This is a genomic window from Weissella cibaria, from assembly GCF_004521965.1.
GTDB classification, from domain to species: Bacteria; Bacillota; Bacilli; order Lactobacillales; family Lactobacillaceae; genus Weissella; species Weissella cibaria_A.
This window is the reverse complement of the sequence record NZ_SDGK01000023.1, coordinates 28923-46990: the sequence shown is the minus strand read 5'-3', so window position 1 is coordinate 46990 and position 18068 is coordinate 28923. Positions and strand designations below refer to the sequence as shown.

General features: G+C 35.0%; 25 protein-coding genes and 1 pseudogene. 12 read left to right on the top strand and 14 right to left on the bottom strand.

Annotated features, from left to right (window positions below; translation table 11 throughout):
- Positions 1-365 precede the first annotated feature (365 nt).
- From EST42_RS03770 to EST42_RS03760, 3 genes are read left to right on the top strand one after another with little or no spacing between them, the layout of a single operon-like run.
- The gene (locus EST42_RS03770) at positions 366-893 is read left to right on the top strand and encodes a TetR/AcrR family transcriptional regulator (protein WP_134644275.1); all 528 of its coding nucleotides are present in this window, start codon (positions 366-368) and stop codon (positions 891-893) included.
- A 2-nt stretch (positions 894-895) separates the two neighbouring features.
- Positions 896-1957, top strand: coding sequence for an ABC transporter permease (locus EST42_RS03765; RefSeq protein WP_134644274.1), 1062 nt, complete (start codon positions 896-898; stop codon positions 1955-1957).
- A gap of 1 nt (position 1958) precedes the next feature.
- Positions 1959-2633, top strand: coding sequence for an ABC transporter ATP-binding protein (locus tag EST42_RS03760; RefSeq protein WP_134644273.1), 675 nt, complete (start codon positions 1959-1961; stop codon positions 2631-2633).
- A 98-nt stretch (positions 2634-2731) separates the two neighbouring features.
- Here the strand turns inward: EST42_RS03760 and EST42_RS11370 are convergent, their stop codons facing one another.
- The 8 genes and pseudogenes from EST42_RS11370 to EST42_RS03725 form a co-directional block, all read right to left on the bottom strand.
- The gene (locus tag EST42_RS11370; protein WP_280633869.1) at positions 2732-2866 is read right to left on the bottom strand and encodes a hypothetical protein; all 135 of its coding nucleotides are present in this window, start codon (positions 2864-2866) and stop codon (positions 2732-2734) included.
- Positions 2867-2908: 42 nt separating this feature from the next.
- On the bottom strand, positions 2909-3415 hold the full coding sequence (locus EST42_RS03755) for an Asp23/Gls24 family envelope stress response protein (RefSeq protein WP_134644272.1): 507 nt from the start codon (positions 3413-3415) through the stop codon (positions 2909-2911).
- A 16-nt stretch (positions 3416-3431) separates the two neighbouring features.
- Positions 3432-3626: a hypothetical protein gene (locus tag EST42_RS03750; RefSeq protein ID WP_108731173.1), complete on the bottom strand. Its 195-nt coding sequence runs from the start codon at positions 3624-3626 to the stop codon at positions 3432-3434.
- Positions 3627-3645: 19 nt separating this feature from the next.
- Complete coding sequence (gene amaP / locus EST42_RS03745) at positions 3646-4200, bottom strand: alkaline shock response membrane anchor protein AmaP (RefSeq protein WP_134644271.1); 555 nt, start codon at positions 4198-4200, stop codon at positions 3646-3648.
- Positions 4201-4227: 27 nt separating this feature from the next.
- Positions 4228-4473: a GlsB/YeaQ/YmgE family stress response membrane protein gene (locus EST42_RS03740; RefSeq protein WP_134644270.1), complete on the bottom strand. Its 246-nt coding sequence runs from the start codon at positions 4471-4473 to the stop codon at positions 4228-4230.
- A 1262-nt stretch (positions 4474-5735) separates the two neighbouring features.
- Positions 5736-6094 (bottom strand): annotated as a pseudogene (locus tag EST42_RS03735) (hypothetical protein).
- 40 nt (positions 6095-6134) lie between these two features.
- Positions 6135-6425: a hypothetical protein gene (locus EST42_RS03730; RefSeq protein ID WP_134644269.1), complete on the bottom strand. Its 291-nt coding sequence runs from the start codon at positions 6423-6425 to the stop codon at positions 6135-6137.
- On the bottom strand, positions 6422-6601 hold the full coding sequence (locus EST42_RS03725; RefSeq protein ID WP_134644268.1) for a hypothetical protein: 180 nt from the start codon (positions 6599-6601) through the stop codon (positions 6422-6424). The genes EST42_RS03730 and EST42_RS03725 overlap by 4 nt, the downstream gene beginning before the upstream one ends.
- 295 nt (positions 6602-6896) lie before the next feature.
- Here EST42_RS03725 and EST42_RS03720 point away from each other — a divergent pair, with 295 nt between their 5' ends.
- From EST42_RS03720 to EST42_RS03705, 4 genes are all read left to right on the top strand, one after another.
- Entirely contained in the window at positions 6897-8747 is a 1851-nt protein-coding gene (locus EST42_RS03720) for a heavy metal translocating P-type ATPase (protein WP_134644267.1), read from the top strand.
- Positions 8748-8810: 63 nt separating this feature from the next.
- Positions 8811-9047 carry a heavy-metal-associated domain-containing protein gene (locus tag EST42_RS03715; protein WP_010372439.1) on the top strand — a complete coding sequence of 79 codons (237 nt, stop codon included), beginning with the start codon at positions 8811-8813 and terminating at the stop codon, positions 9045-9047.
- 1 nt (position 9048) lies between these two features.
- Positions 9049-9600: a Dps family protein gene (locus tag EST42_RS03710; protein WP_134644266.1), complete on the top strand. Its 552-nt coding sequence runs from the start codon at positions 9049-9051 to the stop codon at positions 9598-9600.
- 16 nt (positions 9601-9616) lie between these two features.
- Positions 9617-10309 (top strand): Crp/Fnr family transcriptional regulator, encoded by a 693-nt coding sequence (locus EST42_RS03705; protein ID WP_134644265.1) that lies wholly within the window; start codon positions 9617-9619, stop codon positions 10307-10309.
- A gap of 171 nt (positions 10310-10480) precedes the next feature.
- Here EST42_RS03705 and EST42_RS03700 read toward each other — a convergent pair whose 3' ends face one another.
- The 4 genes from EST42_RS03700 to EST42_RS03685 form a co-directional block, all read right to left on the bottom strand.
- Positions 10481-11071 carry a site-specific integrase gene (locus EST42_RS03700; RefSeq protein ID WP_134644264.1) on the bottom strand — a complete coding sequence of 197 codons (591 nt, stop codon included), beginning with the start codon at positions 11069-11071 and terminating at the stop codon, positions 10481-10483.
- A 541-nt stretch (positions 11072-11612) separates the two neighbouring features.
- A complete protein-coding gene (locus EST42_RS03695) occupies positions 11613-12581 on the bottom strand; it encodes a sensor histidine kinase (protein WP_134644263.1) in 969 nt (322 codons plus the stop codon).
- An 86-nt stretch (positions 12582-12667) separates the two neighbouring features.
- Positions 12668-13360: a response regulator transcription factor gene (locus EST42_RS03690; RefSeq protein ID WP_134644262.1), complete on the bottom strand. Its 693-nt coding sequence runs from the start codon at positions 13358-13360 to the stop codon at positions 12668-12670.
- A gap of 101 nt (positions 13361-13461) precedes the next feature.
- Positions 13462-14127 (bottom strand): hypothetical protein, encoded by a 666-nt coding sequence (locus EST42_RS03685; protein WP_134644261.1) that lies wholly within the window; start codon positions 14125-14127, stop codon positions 13462-13464.
- Between the two features lie 520 nt (positions 14128-14647).
- On the opposite strand from EST42_RS03685, the gene EST42_RS03680 reads away from it, so the two are divergent.
- The 4 genes from EST42_RS03680 (at position 14648) to EST42_RS03665 (ending at position 16411) form a co-directional block, all read left to right on the top strand.
- Complete coding sequence (locus tag EST42_RS03680) at positions 14648-15148, top strand: hypothetical protein (protein ID WP_134644260.1); 501 nt, start codon at positions 14648-14650, stop codon at positions 15146-15148.
- A 122-nt stretch (positions 15149-15270) separates the two neighbouring features.
- On the top strand, positions 15271-15528 hold the full coding sequence (locus tag EST42_RS03675; RefSeq protein WP_134644259.1) for an AbrB/MazE/SpoVT family DNA-binding domain-containing protein: 258 nt from the start codon (positions 15271-15273) through the stop codon (positions 15526-15528).
- Positions 15528-15920, top strand: a complete 393-nt coding sequence (locus EST42_RS03670) for a type II toxin-antitoxin system PemK/MazF family toxin (RefSeq protein ID WP_134644258.1) — start codon at positions 15528-15530, stop codon at positions 15918-15920. The genes EST42_RS03675 and EST42_RS03670 overlap by 1 nt, the downstream gene beginning before the upstream one ends.
- Positions 15921-16081: 161 nt before the next feature.
- Positions 16082-16411 carry a hypothetical protein gene (locus EST42_RS03665; RefSeq protein WP_134644257.1) on the top strand — a complete coding sequence of 110 codons (330 nt, stop codon included), beginning with the start codon at positions 16082-16084 and terminating at the stop codon, positions 16409-16411.
- Positions 16412-16608: 197 nt separating this feature from the next.
- Here EST42_RS03665 and EST42_RS03660 read toward each other — a convergent pair whose 3' ends face one another.
- Entirely contained in the window at positions 16609-17157 is a 549-nt protein-coding gene (locus EST42_RS03660; RefSeq protein WP_134644256.1) for a nucleoside 2-deoxyribosyltransferase, read from the bottom strand.
- Between the two features lie 238 nt (positions 17158-17395).
- Here EST42_RS03660 and EST42_RS03655 point away from each other — a divergent pair, with 238 nt between their 5' ends.
- A complete protein-coding gene (locus tag EST42_RS03655) occupies positions 17396-17740 on the top strand; it encodes a hypothetical protein (protein WP_134644255.1) in 345 nt (114 codons plus the stop codon).
- Here the strand turns inward: EST42_RS03655 and EST42_RS03650 are convergent.
- Complete coding sequence (locus EST42_RS03650) at positions 17737-18003, bottom strand: hypothetical protein (RefSeq protein WP_134644254.1); 267 nt, start codon at positions 18001-18003, stop codon at positions 17737-17739. The genes EST42_RS03655 and EST42_RS03650 overlap by 4 nt on opposite strands.
- Positions 18004-18068 lie beyond the last annotated feature (65 nt).

The following is an 18068-nucleotide window of genomic DNA, read 5'->3' as shown; positions in this document are numbered from 1 at the left end:
TGCTATTAGTTTACAGGGCAGAGAAAAATCTGTCCGTAAATCTAGCATAAGAGCAAACTGCCTTTTATTAATTAGTAGAAATATAAATTCCGCGTAATTACGCAACGGGTGTTTAAAAACAGTTATCTATCATACGGGTGGGAAAATTATAATTTATAAACACACTGCTAACAACTATTGTTTTAATAAAGTATTTCAAGTTATTATCCGGAATTTGACATAAAGCATTTAAATATAGAGTTGTACTTTATTTTAATTATAGGGCAGAAATGAATACGCAATTATGTTGATTGACAATGACAAGAGATATAATTACAATTATTGACAAGGTGTCATTGACATTGTGTCAACGAAAGGAGTGCTATATGCCTAAAGAAATGCTTAGTAAGATAAGTTTTGAGAAAAAAAGTAACTTAAAAAAGGCGTTAATAGATGAATTCTCACACTATAGTGTGTCGGATTCTCAAGTTGCCAGAATTGTCCAACAGGCTAACATATCAAGAGGTTCCTTCTATACTTACTTTGAAGACTTGTATGACTCGTATGAATGGGTTTTTGAACAAGTTATGTCCGATGTTCATCAGGAAAAACTTGACACACGATTAGATACAGCCATTTATTTTATTGAACATGTACAAGATAATCCATATCGTGAGTTTCTTAAGAAATATTATGAAGTAAATAAAAGTTTACTTAGTTCATATAACTCCCATAAGGAATCAAGCAGTTGCCTAAATTATCGAACAGGAAAATATGATGCACTGTCCTGGGTTGAAAAAATAGTTATCCATGAATCAATTAAAGAAGCTTTTATTACAGGCACAGATAGTAATAATGAAATAATTAGCAGACTTAAATATATTGAACAGTGGCTTAAGGATAAAGAGGTTTAATCATGTTTTTGGCTCTTAAAGAAATGGGTTATGAAAAATTAAGATATAGTCTTATAGTGATAGTAATTAGTTTAATTAGTTTTCTAATTTTTATTTTAAGTGCTTTAGCTCTAGGACTGGCAAATGGCAACACAGCAGCAATTGATTCATGGGAAACGAAAAGCGCTCTTATGAATAAGGATTCCAATGGAAATATGGGGCAGTCATTGTTGACAAAGGAACAAGTGGATAGTCTTAATCACAATAGAGATACGGCAGTAGTTGGTGTAACACCTACTAATATTAAATATAATGATGGTTCAGAATCTCAGTCTGTACAATTTATTGGTCTTCAACCATCTCAGTATATTTTTAAAAATCTTGTATTATCATCTGGTACGAAGCCAATAAATAGTGATCAAGTTATGGTTTCTGATAAATTAACTACCCTTAAATTGGGAACAAAAATAAAAATTGGCTTGGATAATAAGGTTTATACAATTGTTGGAAAAGTTAGAAATGCGCAATATAATATGGCGTCTGTAGTTTATGGTGATATCAGAAATTGGTTTACCATCAAGGGTGTTGGAGAAAATTATTCAGCGAGTGGATTTATTTCAAAAAGAACCAATGCTCTAAATGTAAAAGATAGTACATTGGTAAGTTATTCCAAAAAAGAATACTTAAACAAGTTGCCCGGATACGCAGCACAGAACAATACATTTCTCTTTATGATAATTTTTCTCGTACTCATATCTTTGGTAATTATCACGATATTCTTGTATATACTAACTATTCAAAAATTACCGAGTCTATCAGTTTTGAGAGCGCAAGGCATTCCTAGTGCATATCTTATTAAAAATACATTTAGCGAAGCTGCCTTGATTTTGAGTATCTCAATTTCACTTGGTCTACTAGTCACGGTATTAATTTCTTTTGTAATACCTAGTACTGTACCAATGTATTTTGACATAGGGTTAATTACAGGTGTAGCCAGCGGAATATTGGTAACTGGCCTTATCGGCGCAATTATACCTATGAGAATTATTTCCAAGATTGATCCCGTGACAGCTATTGGAGGATAATATGGCAACTTTAGAATTAAAGAAGGTTAATAAAACTTTCGGTAGTGGAACAAATGCTGTACAAGCTCTAACAGAAATAGATTTCGAAGCAAATGAAAATGAATTGACTCTGATACTTGGACCATCAGGATCGGGTAAAAGTACTCTATTAACTATTCTTGGGGGATTACAAACACCTACGAATGGAGATATTATTTTAAATTCTGCATCTATGAGTTCCTTAAATAATCGAGAGAGAGAAGAAATTAGGTTACATCAAATTGGGTTTGTTTTACAAAGATACAGTTTAGTTCCTTTTTTAAAAGTTCAGGATCAATTTTTACTGGTAAACAAAGTAAAGCCAAATAACAATTTAAATAGCAGCGAATTCGATAAAATATTAAATCAACTCGGTATAAAATCATTATTAAATAAGTACCCAAATCAATTATCAGGTGGGCAGTCGCAAAGAGTAGCTATCGCGCGCGCGTTATATACTAATCCTAAAATAATTTTAGCTGATGAACCCACTGCAGCATTAGATACCGATCGTGTGGAAGTAGTGGGTAAGTTACTACAATCCATTGCGCATGAACAAAATAAAGCAATTGTTACAGTTACACATGATCTACGATTAAAGAAATTTGCTGATCATGTTTATGAGCTAGTAGATGGTAAATTGTCTAAATCTTATTAGTCAATTACTGTATACACTATGGATACAGTAATTATCTAAGTAGGTAGTAACTGAAAAAGGCTTCACCTTTGATTAAGGTGAAGCCTTTTTATACAGAATTAATTGTGTATCTTTTTACCTAATTTGTCTCCAGCAGTATCAATCTCTTTTGCCGTAAAAACTGTGGCTGCAACAACAATACCACTCAATACAAGTGATGTTACAGCAGCGACTTTTAATATAGTGTTAACCATTAATCAATGCCCCTTTCTTCCCTATTAAGATAACAGGTGTAGTTATTGTACTCGAGCATCATCTGAATCGGTAACAGATTTTACCTTATCAATTCCTACCGTGGCTTTATCTTGAACTGATTTTCCAGCATCAGTTACGCGATCCTGTATTGTTACTTGTGATTCTTCGAATTCTGATTTTGTCTGAATATCGATCACTTCAACATTCAGCTCCACTAGAGTAAGACTTGTTGCTTCTTCTATCTGTTTTGCTACAACCTTACTGATTTCTTTATAGACATCATGTGCGTTATGGCCAAACTCCATCACAATATTCAAATCAACAGCTACTTGCTCTTTACCAACCTCTACATTAATTCCATCAGTTGGATTATCACTATTAACGATTTTATTCTTAATATTAGCTACAAAGCCGCCATCTACGCCTAGCAATCCTGATACATTTTCAATTGCATAACCAACAATCTTTTGGATTACTTTATCATCAAACGTCAATTGTCCTTTAGGAGCTACAGTCTCCTGCGTTACTGTCTTATTTTCCGTAGTCATAAATTTATCCTCCGCATTATTTATTAAAAATGTCATGTAACAATTTACTTAATTGGATACGATTATTATCAAACAAAAGGCCTAATAAACCGAACATTCCTGTTATAAAAACTACTAGTATCGTTTTTATAAAGCCAAATTGAATTAATAAAATAGTAATTACAAAACCAATTAAGCTACTTAAAAAAACTACTGTCTGTTTACGATCCATACTCGATAAACTCCTAAAATTAAATAACTCGCGATGCTTTATTATTACGCTTATTAGATTGATTTACCTTTATATTTACTCGAATAGGTGATTTATCAACCCCAGATAGTAAGTTTCTCAAGCTATCAGTTAAGTTTTTTTCTACTCGTGGCAAATCAGATATAATCGATTTTTTATATTCAGAATCGGCGGTAACGTTGAAACGCTTAATATGTTTAGTGTTTTTGATATTGACTTGAATATTACTTAATCCTTCGCCAGATAACTGTGTCTTAATAAAACTGCTAATTCCCTCATTTCCCAAAGATAGTGTGCCTTTCCCTGAGTTAATTAACAAAATAGATTTTCTTTGCCGAGGCAACGCAATTACAACAATTAAAATTACACTAGTTAATCCTAGAATAAATAGCTCATTATATCTAAGTAACATTTGTTCGCTTAGCGAACTGTGTAAATTAATATGATCTAAAAATGAAAGTATTTTGGTAATTATATCGGGCCAGATTATCGTAGAAATACTAACTAAGTAGATTAGAAGAATAATAACAAGTAACACCTTGTACAATCTCTTCATAGCATGCCCCCTCAGTACGATATAGTGCTACTTTTTTGCCTTAATGCCAAAAATTGCAGACACAATCAAAACTAAAATAACTGCTCCAATAATTGATGGGAAAATTGCCATTCCAGCTAAGCTAGGGCCCCAACGTCCCAAAACACCTTGTCCAATTGAAGAACCAATCAAACCAGCTAGAATATTACTGATCCACCCCATTGACTCTCCACGATTTGTAATAGCTCCAGCTACAGCTCCAATTACAGCACCAACAATTAGTGACCAAATCATGATGTATCCCCCCTGAAATATAAAGATTGAAACTTTCTGTATAAGTTTCTTGCTTAAAGAGTATCACCATTTTCAAAATATACAAACTAATATGCCTTGTGTGTTCAAACTTTATCTATAAAGGTACTAAAAGCCAATCCTATGTATTTTATTCGGTCAAGTTAATCAGCATATGATAACGGTAATCATTAAGACAACGATCACTTTTAGCGAATCTATATCTATTGGTTACTACGGTTGAGATATGGAACCTATTTATGTCTATATCCGCTGATCAGAAGTTAAAATATTTATCCATATGAGTAAATTTGTGCAACAAGTTGATTATTTATATTGATTGCTTTTAAATAAATATTCCAACTAGTTCTAGGGGCGCCTGGACCTTCCGTATGATTATAGTGGACCAGTGTACATTCAATACATAAATCATACCTAAGATGGTTTTTTCGTATCATAATTTCAGGCGCGTATTATGTATTGTATTTATTATGATGATGTGAAGGACATTTAGAGACAAAAACCGATGAGGCCCATGCATGAGTAATTAACTATGCTGCAATCAAGAAACTCTTACCTCCAATTAAGATAAAATCTCTTTGCCTACGTTCATATAAAGAGCGCTCTGTTTCAACTTTGGATCCATGTACTTTTCTATACTGTTTAAAATTTTAAATCATATTTTTAGAACACCTTTAATTGAGTCGGCCTGTAGTAGCTAACCATGTATACAAAGGAACGATATGTTATATTACGTCATCGAAAATGGTGTCCTTAGGGAGTTACTTTTAGTGGTTACCAACACGCCTGCTGACAAAAAACACTTTTTTGTAAAGAAAACCCCAAACAGGTGAGTACATCTGTTTGGGGATATCTAGAAAGACGCTCTATGGTCGAGAAAAGTGAGATGGTGTAGAACTTAATATACTGTACACACAAAGCGAGTTGAATTGGTTAAGGTTGAAGATCACTAAAGGTATCTAAGGAACAAAGGTGAAACAAAAAGTATTAGCATTGGAAAGTGAATTACAGCAAGATTAAGTTGTGTCAGAATCCAACGCCAACGGCGCTAAGAATAAAAAATTTTTTGGCCTCGTATATTTAGATAGTCGGCTATTTTAACTCGTAAGATCTAGCCAAGATTTCATTGCACCAGTCAACCTTGTGCTGACAATGTGAACTTATGCCCTTGACACCTGTCAAGAGTAGTTTGCCAAGGATTTCATCCTTGATTTTTACTTGTATCAGAAGGCTAACGCCAACAATTAATTAATCACATTATGCAGGATCCAATGGCTATAAGATAAGTGGGCGCTCATCGTAATTAACCATGGGTGATTCACCTCGAAAATTTGAATTTCCGTTTCTAAGTACAGGAGTGTTTTACCATGATTAAAAGTTAAAATTGGTGCTGGGAAATCGGGTCTGGTCGCAACCTGATGTACGCTTTGCCGTGAGTTCATCTCCCAACGGTCTTTTAAGTCTTCTCGTGATAAAGTTTTGGCAACTGTTCTTTCTTAACTAACACTTGTTTTGTGAGTTGTGCCGTTAATTCTTCCTTAGCCGCATTGGGATGCCAATCATTTAAAATATCATATGCGTTATTACCTAAATCTAATTCCATGAATAGTCCTCCTAATGTGGCATGGTTACAAGATAAATATTCACCGCGGATAGTAAACTTTACTATCATCGCCATGAAATACTTCAACGCTTAGATGGTAATAATTATCATAGATACCAGCTTGATACATCGCTTCCGTGATGTTGTGTAGCATAGGCGGTTCTAAGATACGTTCACGTAACAACCAGAAATGTTCATTATCATTTTGAATAAACACACAGCACCGTTTATCTTTCACATTAAACACACGGATTTCACGGCCGTCATCATAGCGAATAATAGCTTGTAAGGCTAAATTAGTATTGGTCATATATTCATCAAAATTAGTCATGATTCATCACCAAAATAATGATCCAGTAATAGATAACCCAGTAAGTCAGTATCGCAGGTGTTATCCATGGTTGCATCAAAGGCGTCTGCAAAATAAGTCTGGCTAGCTGTATCAGGACCTTGTTTATCTGACGCTGTAATGATGCTATCTAATTGTGCCTTAGTAATCCTAGTCATTAAAAATACCTCCATGGTGGCGTCAAAATGAGCAAATACGGGCTAATTTCAGGAGAATAGTTGGCGATATTACCCAAAATCAATTTAATCTAACATTGTTTCGCGACTTGCTTGATCTACCCCAAGATAAGTCGGTGTCATAGCCTCACTCGAATGATTCAATAAGTGCACGACTAAGCCAATATTATAATATTTTTACTTATTTAGAACTATTTCATAAACTTGATGGACGTCAAGTTTATATCTCCCCAAAGCTAATACACTTTAGTTGAACTAAAATTAAGGGAGAAATCATATGCAACATAATATTCTTAAACATAAAAATAAAGTTACTAGTATCAGTGGCTTACTCATTGCTTTAGCACTAATCGCACACTTTATTTTTGCCAATACAACAATTTCTAATAGTGCTTTTATTATAGCTTCGATATTAGGCGTTACCCCCATTTCTTTACAAGCTTATCAGGCTATGAAAGTAAAAGTAGTAAGTATTGATGTTTTAGTAACGATAGCGGTCATTGGTGCTCTCTTTATTCAAAATTATGAAGAATCAGCAATTGTTACTTTTTTATTTTTATTTGGATCATATTTAGAACAACGAACACTTAACCAAACACGATCAGCTATTAAAGAGTTGACGGAAATGGCTCCAGAAACTGCTTTTAAGCAATTGACAGGGGGACAATTTGCAGAAGTAGATATTGATGAAGTAGAAGAAGGGGATATTCTCCTAGTAAAGACTGGTTCCAAGATTCCCGTAGATGGTAGGGTAACTACTGGAAAAGGATATGTAAATGAGGCTAATATCACAGGTGAATCTTTACCCTTAAAGAAAGAAAAAGACGATGAAGTATTTGCCGGTACTATTATGGACAACGGTACTATTCAAATAGTGGCTGATAGAGTAGGGGAAGATTCTACATTTGGAAAAATTATTGAGTTGGTAGAAGAAGCACAGGATTCTAAATCAGAAGCAGAACGATTCATTGACCAGTTTTCTCGCTGGTATACACCTGCAGTACTTACAATTGGGCTGTTGGTTTGGGTATTAACCAAAGATACAGAACTTGCGATTACCGTATTAGTACTTGGTTGCCCAGGAGCCTTGGTAATTGGTGTACCTGTTTCAAATGTTGCAGGGATAGGAAATGGCGCAAAAAATGGTGTTTTATTTAAAGGTTCTGAAGTGATTAGTCATTTTGCCAATGCAGATACAGTGTTATTCGATAAAACAGGTACCTTAACTGAAGGAAAGCCTGAAGTGAGCGATATTATTTATTATGGAAGTAATCAGGAGGAGGATTTATCTCTATTGCTTTCAGTTGAAAGTGAGTCTGATCACCCATTAGCTGTCGCTATTGTAAATAAATTAGCACAATATAAAGTAAGGCCTATAGAAAATACACAGGTTGTAAAAGGTGGGGGCGTAATTGCTCACGTAGATGGGCACGTTGTTTCAGTAGGAAATAAAACCTTAATGAAACAAGAAAGTATACCGCTATCTGATGATGTTCTTAAACAATTGAATAAATTAGAAAGAACCGGTAATTCAATTGTATTAACGGCAGTTGATCATAAGTTAATCATGTTAATGGGTATCCGCGACAAAGTTCGACCAGGTGTTAAGCAGGACTTACAAAAATTAAAATCACTCGGTATTAAAAATCTTATTGTATTATCAGGTGATAACCAAGGTACAGTTAATTTAGTTAAAAAGGAACTAGGTTTAACGGAAGCCCATGGTGATATGCTACCAGAGGACAAACAAGCATTTCTAAAAAGACGACAGGACTCGGGTGAAATAGTTGTTTTTATCGGTGACGGCGTTAATGACAGTCCCTCTCTGACTACTGCAGAGGTAGGTATAGCTATGGGGAATGGAACAGATGTCGCAATTGAAAGTTCAGATATTGTTTTAATGAATTCTAACTTTAACCGCCTTCCTCATGCTTTAGGCCTAGCAAAAGTAACATATGCGAATATGCGACAAAATATTCTAATTGCTGTTGGCGTCGTGATAATACTATTGGTTAGTTTAATATTTAGTGAATGGATGTCTATGTCAATTGGGATGTTGGTTCATGAGGCCAGTATTTTAGTAGTTATTTTAAATGCAATGAGACTAAGAGGTTATCAATTAAGATAATTGATCTATATCAAGTATCTTAAAAAGAATGGCCTATATAATTTATTTAAAGGAGTGATAGATATGACTAAAGCAATATTAAAATTAGAAACATTAACTTGTCCATCATGTTTACAAAAAATCGAACGTGGCTTAAAACAGACTGCTGGTGTAAAAAAAGATTCTGTAAAAGTACTTTTCAATGCGAGTAAGGTAAAAGTGGATTTTGATGAAAATCAGGTCAATTTGAATACAATTGAAAAAGCAATTGAAGACTTAGGATACCCAGTAATTAGTTCAAAAGTAAAGGAAGGTGCATAAAATGACGACAGTAAATGAAAGGCAAGAAAAATTAGCCGTCGAACAAGCATATAAAGAACACATTCATCATACTAAGATTAATTCTGCAGCTGTTACAGATCATATACTTGCTAATATTCATACATTACATGTAAAGTTGCATCAATATCATTGGTATGTAAAAGGCAAAAACTTCTATGCATTGCATAATGTTTTTGAAAATTTATATAACGAGAATGAGGCATGGTTTGATAAAATTGCAGAACGCTTACTAGCTTCAGGATTTAAGCCAGCATCAACAACTACTGAATTTCAAGAATTTACAACGATTTCTGAAGATTCTTCGGAAAAATATTACACTGCTGATGAGATGGTCCTACAGATAGTAGAAGATTTTAGATCTAATCGTGAATTTACTATTCGTGCAATTCGCTTAGCACAAGAAGAAGGAAATGATGCTTTGGAAGATTCACTAATTAGTTATAAAGCTTATTTAGACGTAAATATTTGGCAACTTCAAGCATTTATTAATAAGGATGCCTTAGAAGACGATGACTATATAGATAACGATTAATTAGGAGAAAAACGGAATGGCATACCATAATCATCATAGTCATGTAGATTGTATACGTTTAGTGCCGATTTTTAATCATCTCAATGATGAACAAATGCATCTAATTGCTCAATCAGCGAATGAAGTACAATACGTAAAGAATGAGCTATTATTTAGGTTTGGTGATAAAGATGACACATTATATATCATAAACAATGGACGTGTACGTATTTATAGCCTAAGTGAGTCTGGTCGTGAGCAAACCATACGTATCCTACATCCGGGTGATTTTATGGGGGAATTTGCTGTTTTACAGACTGAAGGTTATCATTCGAATTATGCTGAAGCAATATCGGAATCAAGTATTTGTAGGATTCATAAAAAGGATTTAGATCAATATCTAGATCGCTATCCAGAAATCATGCGACGAATGTTATCGGATATTACAAAACGGCTACAGTTATCAGAAAAACAAACTGTGCAAGTCAGTATTGAGCCTGTTGAAGCTCGGATTATTGATTTTCTATCAGAAAATGTTGAGGATGAAAAAAATCATACTTATGTGACTTTACCCATGTCAAAAAAAGATTTGGCTACTTACTTGGGGACAACTCCAGAAACAATAAGCCGTAAGTTCTCATCATTGGAAGAGAGAGGTCTAATTAAACGGCACACCCAAAAATGTGTTGAGATATTTGATTTAGATGAATTATTATTTGTATCAAGTTAAGTCGATTTATACTTAAAAATAAGGATATTGATTTGAATGCATACCAAGCATTAATTGAAGTCCAAGCAGCCATTGGTTGATATATCAATTTTTATAATCGCAATCGCATCTCAATTATCACTAAGTAACTGGATAAAAATGGTCCAATTATTCAGTATGCTTTTGATGTAATTATCCAAAATCAATTTGATCTAACATCGTCTCGCGACTAGCTTGATCTAAACCAAGGTAAGTCAGTGTCATGGCTTCGCTTGAGTGATTCAATAAGTGCACGACTAAACCAATATTGTAACTTGACTGTGTATAGACACGATAAGCGCCTGTTTTACGCATGGTGTGCGTGCCTAAATAGTTGATACCTAGTAGATCACCAACACGCGCCATCACTTTATAAAACTGTTTCTCGGTGATATGGCGATCATGATGGGCTGTCGAGGGGAATAACCACTCAGAATTGATGTTTTCTTTTACCAGCCAATCATGATATTGCAACAAGTCTTGCTGAACAGGCTTTAAATATAACGTGTTTGCTTTACCGGTCTTTGTATCATGAATAAAGGCTGTATTTTTGACAGAGCCGTCTGGATTATAGACATCTGATTTTTTTAATGTCATGACATCACTCACACGTAGTAGCGTGGCCTTACCAACTTGAAAAACGGTGTAATTTCGGCGACCAGCACGGAAACTATCGAGAAGTGTATCTTGTACCATCTTTAAAACGTTGGAGTCTTTGATGGGTAGGACAATTTGTTGCGCCATGATTCATATATACCTTTCTGAAATTAAATAATTAAATAAATAATTATGTTTATTTATTGATGACCAGGACCATATTTCTAAACTTTTTATGGTTTATTATATCACTTAACAAAAAAACAACCCCCATTATCTAACTAGTAGATAATGGGGGTTGTTTTAATAAGGTTTCATAGGGGCGATATTATAGATAGACCCTGTAAAATTTAGAATTAATCAGTGTATACATTAAATAAATCAATCAATTTCATGCTGAGAAATCGTAAGCGGCATTCGTTTAATAATGTACTCCCGATTAATGAGTAAATCTCATGGAAAGTTGTTTTTTTACCATTCTGAATTCCAGATATTGGAACTGGAATTAGCTATTTTTTGACATAACATATCAGAATAATTTTCTGTATGATGTGAAACAAGCCTTAATCGCTCTGACCATGTTTCAATAAAACCAACGTTAGGCTCTCTTAGTTACGTAAAGGGCACTATTACGCTAATGTCCACATCGCAAGGGTCACTCGTTACTCAAAATGACAGAAATACAATATTATTTCTCACATGAATCACATGCTCCCTTATCAATCGGAAGTGTAAAGGTAAAAGTACTACCCTTGCTTTCTTGACTCTTCACGGAAATATTACCACCTAACTGCTCCACAAGTTCTTTAGCAATATACAATCCTAGTCCATGTCCTCCCGTTGTAGAATTTCTTGATTCATCAACTCTATATAATCTTTGGAATACATTTTCCAAATTACTGCTATTTATTCCTTTTCCAAAATCCGTCACGTCAAATCTTAATTTATTTTCTTCAATTGCTGCATTGATAATTATTTCTGTTCCATCATTAGAATACTTGATGGCATTATTAACTAAATTAAACAATATGCGATACACTTGCTCTTTTTTGGTATATATGCTCGCCCCATTTGGATTAACATTAATCTTAACTTCTCGATGTTCTTTTCGTAACTGTACCTCAAATTCCGATAAAACATCAATAATTAATTGATCAACAAATACATTCTCAAATAAATCTGTTTTTCGACTATTACTGTAGGTAATATACGTTAATTCTTCCACTAATGAATTTAAACGTTCTGTTTGATGATTCATTATATTTAAATGATGTCTAACCTCATTTTTTGGAATAATACCATCTAAAATAGCTTCAATAGTTGTATTAATTGAGGTAATCGGTGTCTTAATATCATGTGATAATTGTTCGATCATGCTATTTTTCTCTTGTTCACTCTCATGCAAAGATTTAAATGTACGATTAAGTTTTTTTGACATATCATTGATATCTTTTGACAATTCTTTTAATTCAGAAGGGAAAGTAATACTATCAATAATTTCAAATTCATTATTTGCAATTTTATTTGTTTGATCTCGAATATATGTTAAAGATTTAAAAACAGGTCTTAAGAGAAGTAGATTAACACAAATTCCTAACACACTTGCTGCTAGTATCAGCAAAACAATTAAGTATCCTGTTTTTTCGTTAATATACATTTTATTTATTGCTATAAAAATCAAAAATGTTGTTACAAAAACAGAGGCACTATATCCACATATAATTATGCTTTTTAACTTAATAATTACACCTCCATTTTATATCCAAGACCCCAAACGGTACTAATTTTTGGAGTTTTATTCGAGCCGTATTTTGAGAGTTTTGATCGCAAGTCATGAATATGCACACTAAGTGTATTGGCATCTATATTTTGATTATATTCTTCATGCCAGACCTTTTGATATATCTCAGATTTTGAAAAAGCTCTATTTGGTTCATTAACTAATATCCATAATAATTCAAATTCTTTAACAGTAACATCAATTTTATGACCGTTAACGCTCACTTCATGGGTACGATTATCTACTTTTAAATCTTCCAAGAGACCTACTTCTGAATTATCTGAGTCACTATAAATTCTCCTTAAAATATTTTGCACTCTTAAAACCAACTCGCGTGGACTAAATGGCTTGCTAATAAAATCATCTGCCCCTAAACTTAATGAAAATATTTTATCTTGATCTGATGACTTAGCTGTAATGAATAAGAATGGTTGATCTGGATTAATCATCTGAATATTATCCATTAATTCATATCCATCCATTTCAGGCATCATGATATCACTAATTACTAAATCAAAGCTCTTTTCCTTATACCTTTCAAGCGCTTCTTTTCCATTAAAAGCGACTACTATTTCGTATCCTGCTTTTATCAAATACCGCCTATTTATTTCAGTTATATCTAACTCATCATCTATTAATAATATAGTTGCTGCCATTATATCGGTCTCCTTCCCACAATTATTTATTTGAATAATATTTAACATATCATATAAAAGTAAAGAGGTCATTCCCTAGAATGGCCTCTTTACTTTTATAATTACTTATTTTGATTAACTAATTGTAACAAATCATCACGGTGGCCACTAGTAGCTAATTCACTTAATTGTTTTGAAGGTTTGTGATCGAATCCCTCATTTTTAGTGGAAGAGACTTGCCATACTCCTGATGAGAAAGGTGTCTTATAATCCTTTTTAGACATATTCTTAATTTTCACAACATACTGATCATCTTTAACCTTTACTTTAGCAGACAAATATTTATCAGTTGGTTCAAACTTCAACTTACCATCATTCTCTTTTACTTTATTAACCGTGTCCTTATCAGGGGCCGCATATAAACTGATTTTATTGGTAATATCTTTTGTTGAATCAGATTTCATGCTCTTGTTATTCAATTCGACTCCATCACTAGATTTAGGTGCAAAATACCATCCTTTATCCCCCGAGGCCGCATGCATGAATGCAAAATGAAGATATGTTTTGTTCGTTTTAGTCATAGGTACAGTAAATGTAACGTCTTTTCCTGGCAATGTTGCGCCGACAACTGTTTTATCTTTACTATTGTAATCCCCAACAATTGAACCTGACATTTTCATTTCTGATTTATTTGAGTTAGAATTTGCAGAAATTGAATTATCAAAAAAACCAAATAAACTTACTGGAATAGATAGCAATGTGGCGCTCAATAATACCTTATTTTTCATAATTTTATATCTCCTTTTGCTTTTTAAAAAGTTATACCCTTCACAGTCAAATAGTAATATGTAAGCACCAATTTTGTCAAAAAAAATAAACTTACAAATATTGATTATTTATATATTTAAAGTCAGTTAAAAGTATTGATTGGGCATTTATTTTTCTGGAATTAATAGAAAAATAATGATTGGTTAATTAATTTTAAACATCAAATTAAATATATATCTAATTTTATTTAGACCGAGTTAAAGTTGAATTCAAGAGTCTTGTTGTACAGCTACTTGATATTTTATTAATGTGTTTCGAGTGTAAGGCCATTTGAATATTTTAATTGAGCAAAAAGGCCTCCTATCAAATACAGAAAAGGATAGTCAGGATAAACATTAGGATTTAACAAACCTCTGACATTTAATGTAGGCGCCTAGTTGCTTGACTGAAGTATTCTTAACGATTTTAAAAATTGACGGTCAAAAGTCAGAGGACGACTTTGGACTACACACGCGTTGAGACGCAGACCACTTTGCATACATGGTTGTTAAAAACGCTAAGTTTCATGAGACTGACCGTGATCTATTCTACGAGAACGAAATCAAAACTGTTACGGTCGATGGACATACTGGTCAAGAAAATGACCTAATTGTGAACCGCACAGAACTAGAACGTCGTGTTAATGCAACCCTAAATTGGCTGTTTAACTATTTTGCTGAAATTCAATTTGCTCACGGCATTGAGAATGCAGAGTTTAACGCGGAGTATTACAATAAGCCAGAGAAAAAGGCTGTCATGCCAGCTGATAAGTTTGTAGCCGCTAAGTTTGCAAATATGAGCGAACTATTGTGGGCAAAACTTGATTACGTCTATAATGCCATTGCAAAAGATGACTGGTTCGATGAATTTGAAAATTCACGAGTTCTTGATGGTACATCATTTGACTCATGGATGTGTATTATGCAACTAATCATTCGGGCATTCGTCGCAAGTGATAAAGCAGAGGGTGACAAGTCTATCAGTTTTGACATCTGGTGGTAAGAGAAGAAAGGATATTCTTAAGCCAAAAGACTATACGACATTCGAGAAGATTAAACATTGATGGAAGTAAGGAAAAGTATTACAATATAGGTAAGGAAAAGTATTACCAGGAGGTGCTTACAATGGCTCAAACTGTATCAATGACTTCAAAAGGTCAAGTAACAATTCCACGGTACGTTCGAAAAGATATCGGTGCCAATGAAGCAGGCACGCAAATTGAATTCGTAAAAAACGATAATGGTCAATATGTTGTACAAGTTGTTGCGTCTGAACCCGAAAACCTATTTGCACAATTAGCACCCGGTGAAGGCTATCAAATGATTCAAGAATTTGGATTTGCTGATACATCTGTCGGTGTAGAAGGAAAGATTGCTTTCTAATGGAAATCAAACAAGGCGACATATTTTGGGTAGATTCAGAACCACACGCGGGTAGTGAGTTTGGAGGACACAATGCAAAAGCAAACAACATTCGTCGACCAGTTGTAGTTGTTAGTGGCAATATGTACAATCGGGCACAGGCGCCCTTTGTAGTAGTTGTCCCGGTAACTTCCGGATCATCTTCTCAAGAAGCGCAAAATCGTTTGGAAAACGATCCACTAGCGTTGCCAATCTTAGTTAAGAATGGCGCCGATGAAACGCACGGGTTTATGTTCTTGCATCAACTGTTGGGTTACGACCTAGAAGCACGTAATGCTGAATACGTTGGACAAATTGACGCAACCACGCTACGCGTTTCACTTAAAATTATCACTAAGCAAATTTTTGCGTAATAAGCAAATCTCTTACCAGACAAATGCGCTAGGTAAGTGGTTATTTTTTCAAAGACAAAACACTTTGCGTGATAGTGGGTGATTCTCACCCACAGAGGCTGCTTTTCAAGCACAAGAAAATTGATGAATAAAATTATCAATTGTACTTGGAGGTACTAATCATGACTGAACTACAAACACCTGAAGAAATACTTGCATCTGCCAAAGTGCCAAAGTTAGACATCGTGCGAAAAACCGCTGAAGAAGGTAAGGTAGCTGTGGCGCTTAAGAAGGCTCGTGACCATGCGCAAGACATCGCCAACAGCCGTAACAAAGTAGGTGCGTTGATTGACGAAGCTGCTAAGGCAGGCGACGATTTCGTTGTCGTGCGATACTCTGACGCAAGATTGCACGACGACAAAGAGTATCGTCAAATGCTTGAGTCAGAAGGATTCGAACTGGAAAGTGACTACTTCGACGCAGATAAAGTCAACTACGTCATTAAGTGGTAATCGTTATTTGATAAACACGGCTCGTCCCCACAAAATATCATCTTATAAATAATTAATCCCTTATTCGCTGACATGGTGAATAGGTGATTCTTTTACTATTCGTGAAAAGAATAGAACCGTTATTCTGCGACAAAATAAATAACAGTGAAAAAGGCACCGTGCGATGAATCCCATCGAGCGGTGCCTTTAACTTGAGATTATAAAATGGCGCCAGTCCACTTCTTCATGGCGATGTTGGTAAAGTTAAACTTTTCCAAAGCAGCAAAACCTTCTGTTGCAAGGTCAACATTTGAAACGGCCCCGTATGACAACATCAAGTTAACTGGGTGTTCGTTACGATCACCGACCGTGACCAAAATAGCAGGCTTGTTTGAAGCAGTCATGTAACCAACTTCAAACGCCGTGCCTGAATCTGGGTCAGTCGCATCGATAAAGGCCACAATCAAATCGGCGTTGTTCATCGCCGTGATATCAGCCTTGTAAGTCATCGTCCCCCATTCGAAGTCAGGTTCAAAATCACCTTCAGATTCGATAACTTGTCCACCGTATTGGTTAAGGAGGGGAACATAGATATCGTTAATTGTTGGGTTAGCCTTCAACGCTTGGTAACCTTGCATCAAGATATTTTGTTGGTCCTCGTTGAACCAACCTGCGCCAAGATAGATGTTGCGAGTGCGTTGACCAACAACTTCGCTGGCCTCAGCAATTTGCGCAAGCTCAGAAATCAATTGGTGTTCAGTAAGCATTAAAAATTCCCCTTATCGTATAATTATTAATAGTATAGCAATATTTTTAGAAGATATTTTGGTGCTCAACCAGTTTTAAACAGCGAAATGCCCACGCCTGTAAGGACGACGGCTAACGCGAATCTTTTAAATTGTTTTGAAAAATAAGATGTCGAATATAAAGGGCGGTCAGGATATCTTGAAAGTTAATTTTAACCGTGGTATATTAGGTTTAACTTAACGGGAGCGGGTGAACAACATGGCAGATAAACAAACGGAATATCGCATGTGGCACGGTCGGTTGGCTGCGCTACTTGCGAGTGAAATTGAAGATATTAGATATGACGCTTTTAACGAATTTGATGCCAAAGTAAATGGTGGCTTAATTCCGGTTGTCGCGTTTAAAACGATGCAACGTGATTTTGTATTGCCAATTATTCAAACGCACAACCTAGACATGAGTGATTTTTACGATGCAGAGGCAAGCGTCTTGGGGAGTGTTTCATTAGCTGATATTAAGTTTTGGGCGAAGTTAGCGACCCGAATTGGTGTGAGTGCTGCTAATGGCAATTGGCGGGCCCGCGATAAGAAAATGTACGTCTAGTCTTGGTGGGTAACCGCAATTTCCAACGTCACATCAATCTCACTACCAAGCGCATCACAATGCCCATACGTCGAATAAGTGGCGAGAAAGCCAATCGCGGGTTCTTCTGATTGCTGCGCTAAATCGGCAATGAGTTGGCAGGTTTTTGCTTCATCAAATGGGATGTTGCGAATGTCTGCATCAAGTTCAACGCCGGCTAAAAATAGGTCTAAGTCGTCATTGCTGAAGAGTGGTTCGCGTTCGTAAAGTAGGACGTATTGCATATCATGACCTGCTGGGAATCATGCTATTAAGATAGTACTTATTATAAGAGGACACCCGGGGTGTG

Bases quoted from the DNA above. Each gene is read 5' to 3' on its own strand.
- EST42_RS03770 (WP_134644275.1), top strand. From the start codon at position 366: ATGCCTAAAGAAATGCTTAGTAAGATAAGTTTTGAGAAAAAAAGTAAC.
- EST42_RS03765 (WP_134644274.1), top strand. From the start codon at position 896: ATGTTTTTGGCTCTTAAAGAAATGGGTTATGAAAAATTAAGATATAGT.
- EST42_RS03760 (WP_134644273.1), top strand. From the start codon at position 1,959: ATGGCAACTTTAGAATTAAAGAAGGTTAATAAAACTTTCGGTAGTGGA.
- EST42_RS11370 (WP_280633869.1), bottom strand. From the start codon at position 2,866: ATGGTTAACACTATATTAAAAGTCGCTGCTGTAACATCACTTGTATTG.
- EST42_RS03755 (WP_134644272.1), bottom strand. From the start codon at position 3,415: ATGACTACGGAAAATAAGACAGTAACGCAGGAGACTGTAGCTCCTAAA.
- EST42_RS03750 (WP_108731173.1), bottom strand. From the start codon at position 3,626: ATGGATCGTAAACAGACAGTAGTTTTTTTAAGTAGCTTAATTGGTTTT.
- amaP (WP_134644271.1), bottom strand. From the start codon at position 4,200: ATGAAGAGATTGTACAAGGTGTTACTTGTTATTATTCTTCTAATCTAC.
- EST42_RS03740 (WP_134644270.1), bottom strand. From the start codon at position 4,473: ATGATTTGGTCACTAATTGTTGGTGCTGTAATTGGAGCTGTAGCTGGA.
- EST42_RS03730 (WP_134644269.1), bottom strand. From the start codon at position 6,425: ATGACTAATTTTGATGAATATATGACCAATACTAATTTAGCCTTACAA.
- EST42_RS03725 (WP_134644268.1), bottom strand. From the start codon at position 6,601: ATGACTAGGATTACTAAGGCACAATTAGATAGCATCATTACAGCGTCA.
- EST42_RS03720 (WP_134644267.1), top strand. From the start codon at position 6,897: ATGCAACATAATATTCTTAAACATAAAAATAAAGTTACTAGTATCAGT.
- EST42_RS03715 (WP_010372439.1), top strand. From the start codon at position 8,811: ATGACTAAAGCAATATTAAAATTAGAAACATTAACTTGTCCATCATGT.
- EST42_RS03710 (WP_134644266.1), top strand. From the start codon at position 9,049: ATGACGACAGTAAATGAAAGGCAAGAAAAATTAGCCGTCGAACAAGCA.
- EST42_RS03705 (WP_134644265.1), top strand. From the start codon at position 9,617: ATGGCATACCATAATCATCATAGTCATGTAGATTGTATACGTTTAGTG.
- EST42_RS03700 (WP_134644264.1), bottom strand. From the start codon at position 11,071: ATGGCGCAACAAATTGTCCTACCCATCAAAGACTCCAACGTTTTAAAG.
- EST42_RS03695 (WP_134644263.1), bottom strand. From the start codon at position 12,581: ATGTATATTAACGAAAAAACAGGATACTTAATTGTTTTGCTGATACTA.
- EST42_RS03690 (WP_134644262.1), bottom strand. From the start codon at position 13,360: ATGGCAGCAACTATATTATTAATAGATGATGAGTTAGATATAACTGAA.
- EST42_RS03685 (WP_134644261.1), bottom strand. From the start codon at position 14,127: ATGAAAAATAAGGTATTATTGAGCGCCACATTGCTATCTATTCCAGTA.
- EST42_RS03680 (WP_134644260.1), top strand. From the start codon at position 14,648: ATGGTTGTTAAAAACGCTAAGTTTCATGAGACTGACCGTGATCTATTC.
- EST42_RS03675 (WP_134644259.1), top strand. From the start codon at position 15,271: ATGGCTCAAACTGTATCAATGACTTCAAAAGGTCAAGTAACAATTCCA.
- EST42_RS03670 (WP_134644258.1), top strand. From the start codon at position 15,528: ATGGAAATCAAACAAGGCGACATATTTTGGGTAGATTCAGAACCACAC.
- EST42_RS03665 (WP_134644257.1), top strand. From the start codon at position 16,082: ATGACTGAACTACAAACACCTGAAGAAATACTTGCATCTGCCAAAGTG.
- EST42_RS03660 (WP_134644256.1), bottom strand. From the start codon at position 17,157: ATGCTTACTGAACACCAATTGATTTCTGAGCTTGCGCAAATTGCTGAG.
- EST42_RS03655 (WP_134644255.1), top strand. From the start codon at position 17,396: ATGGCAGATAAACAAACGGAATATCGCATGTGGCACGGTCGGTTGGCT.
- EST42_RS03650 (WP_134644254.1), bottom strand. From the start codon at position 18,003: ATGCAATACGTCCTACTTTACGAACGCGAACCACTCTTCAGCAATGAC.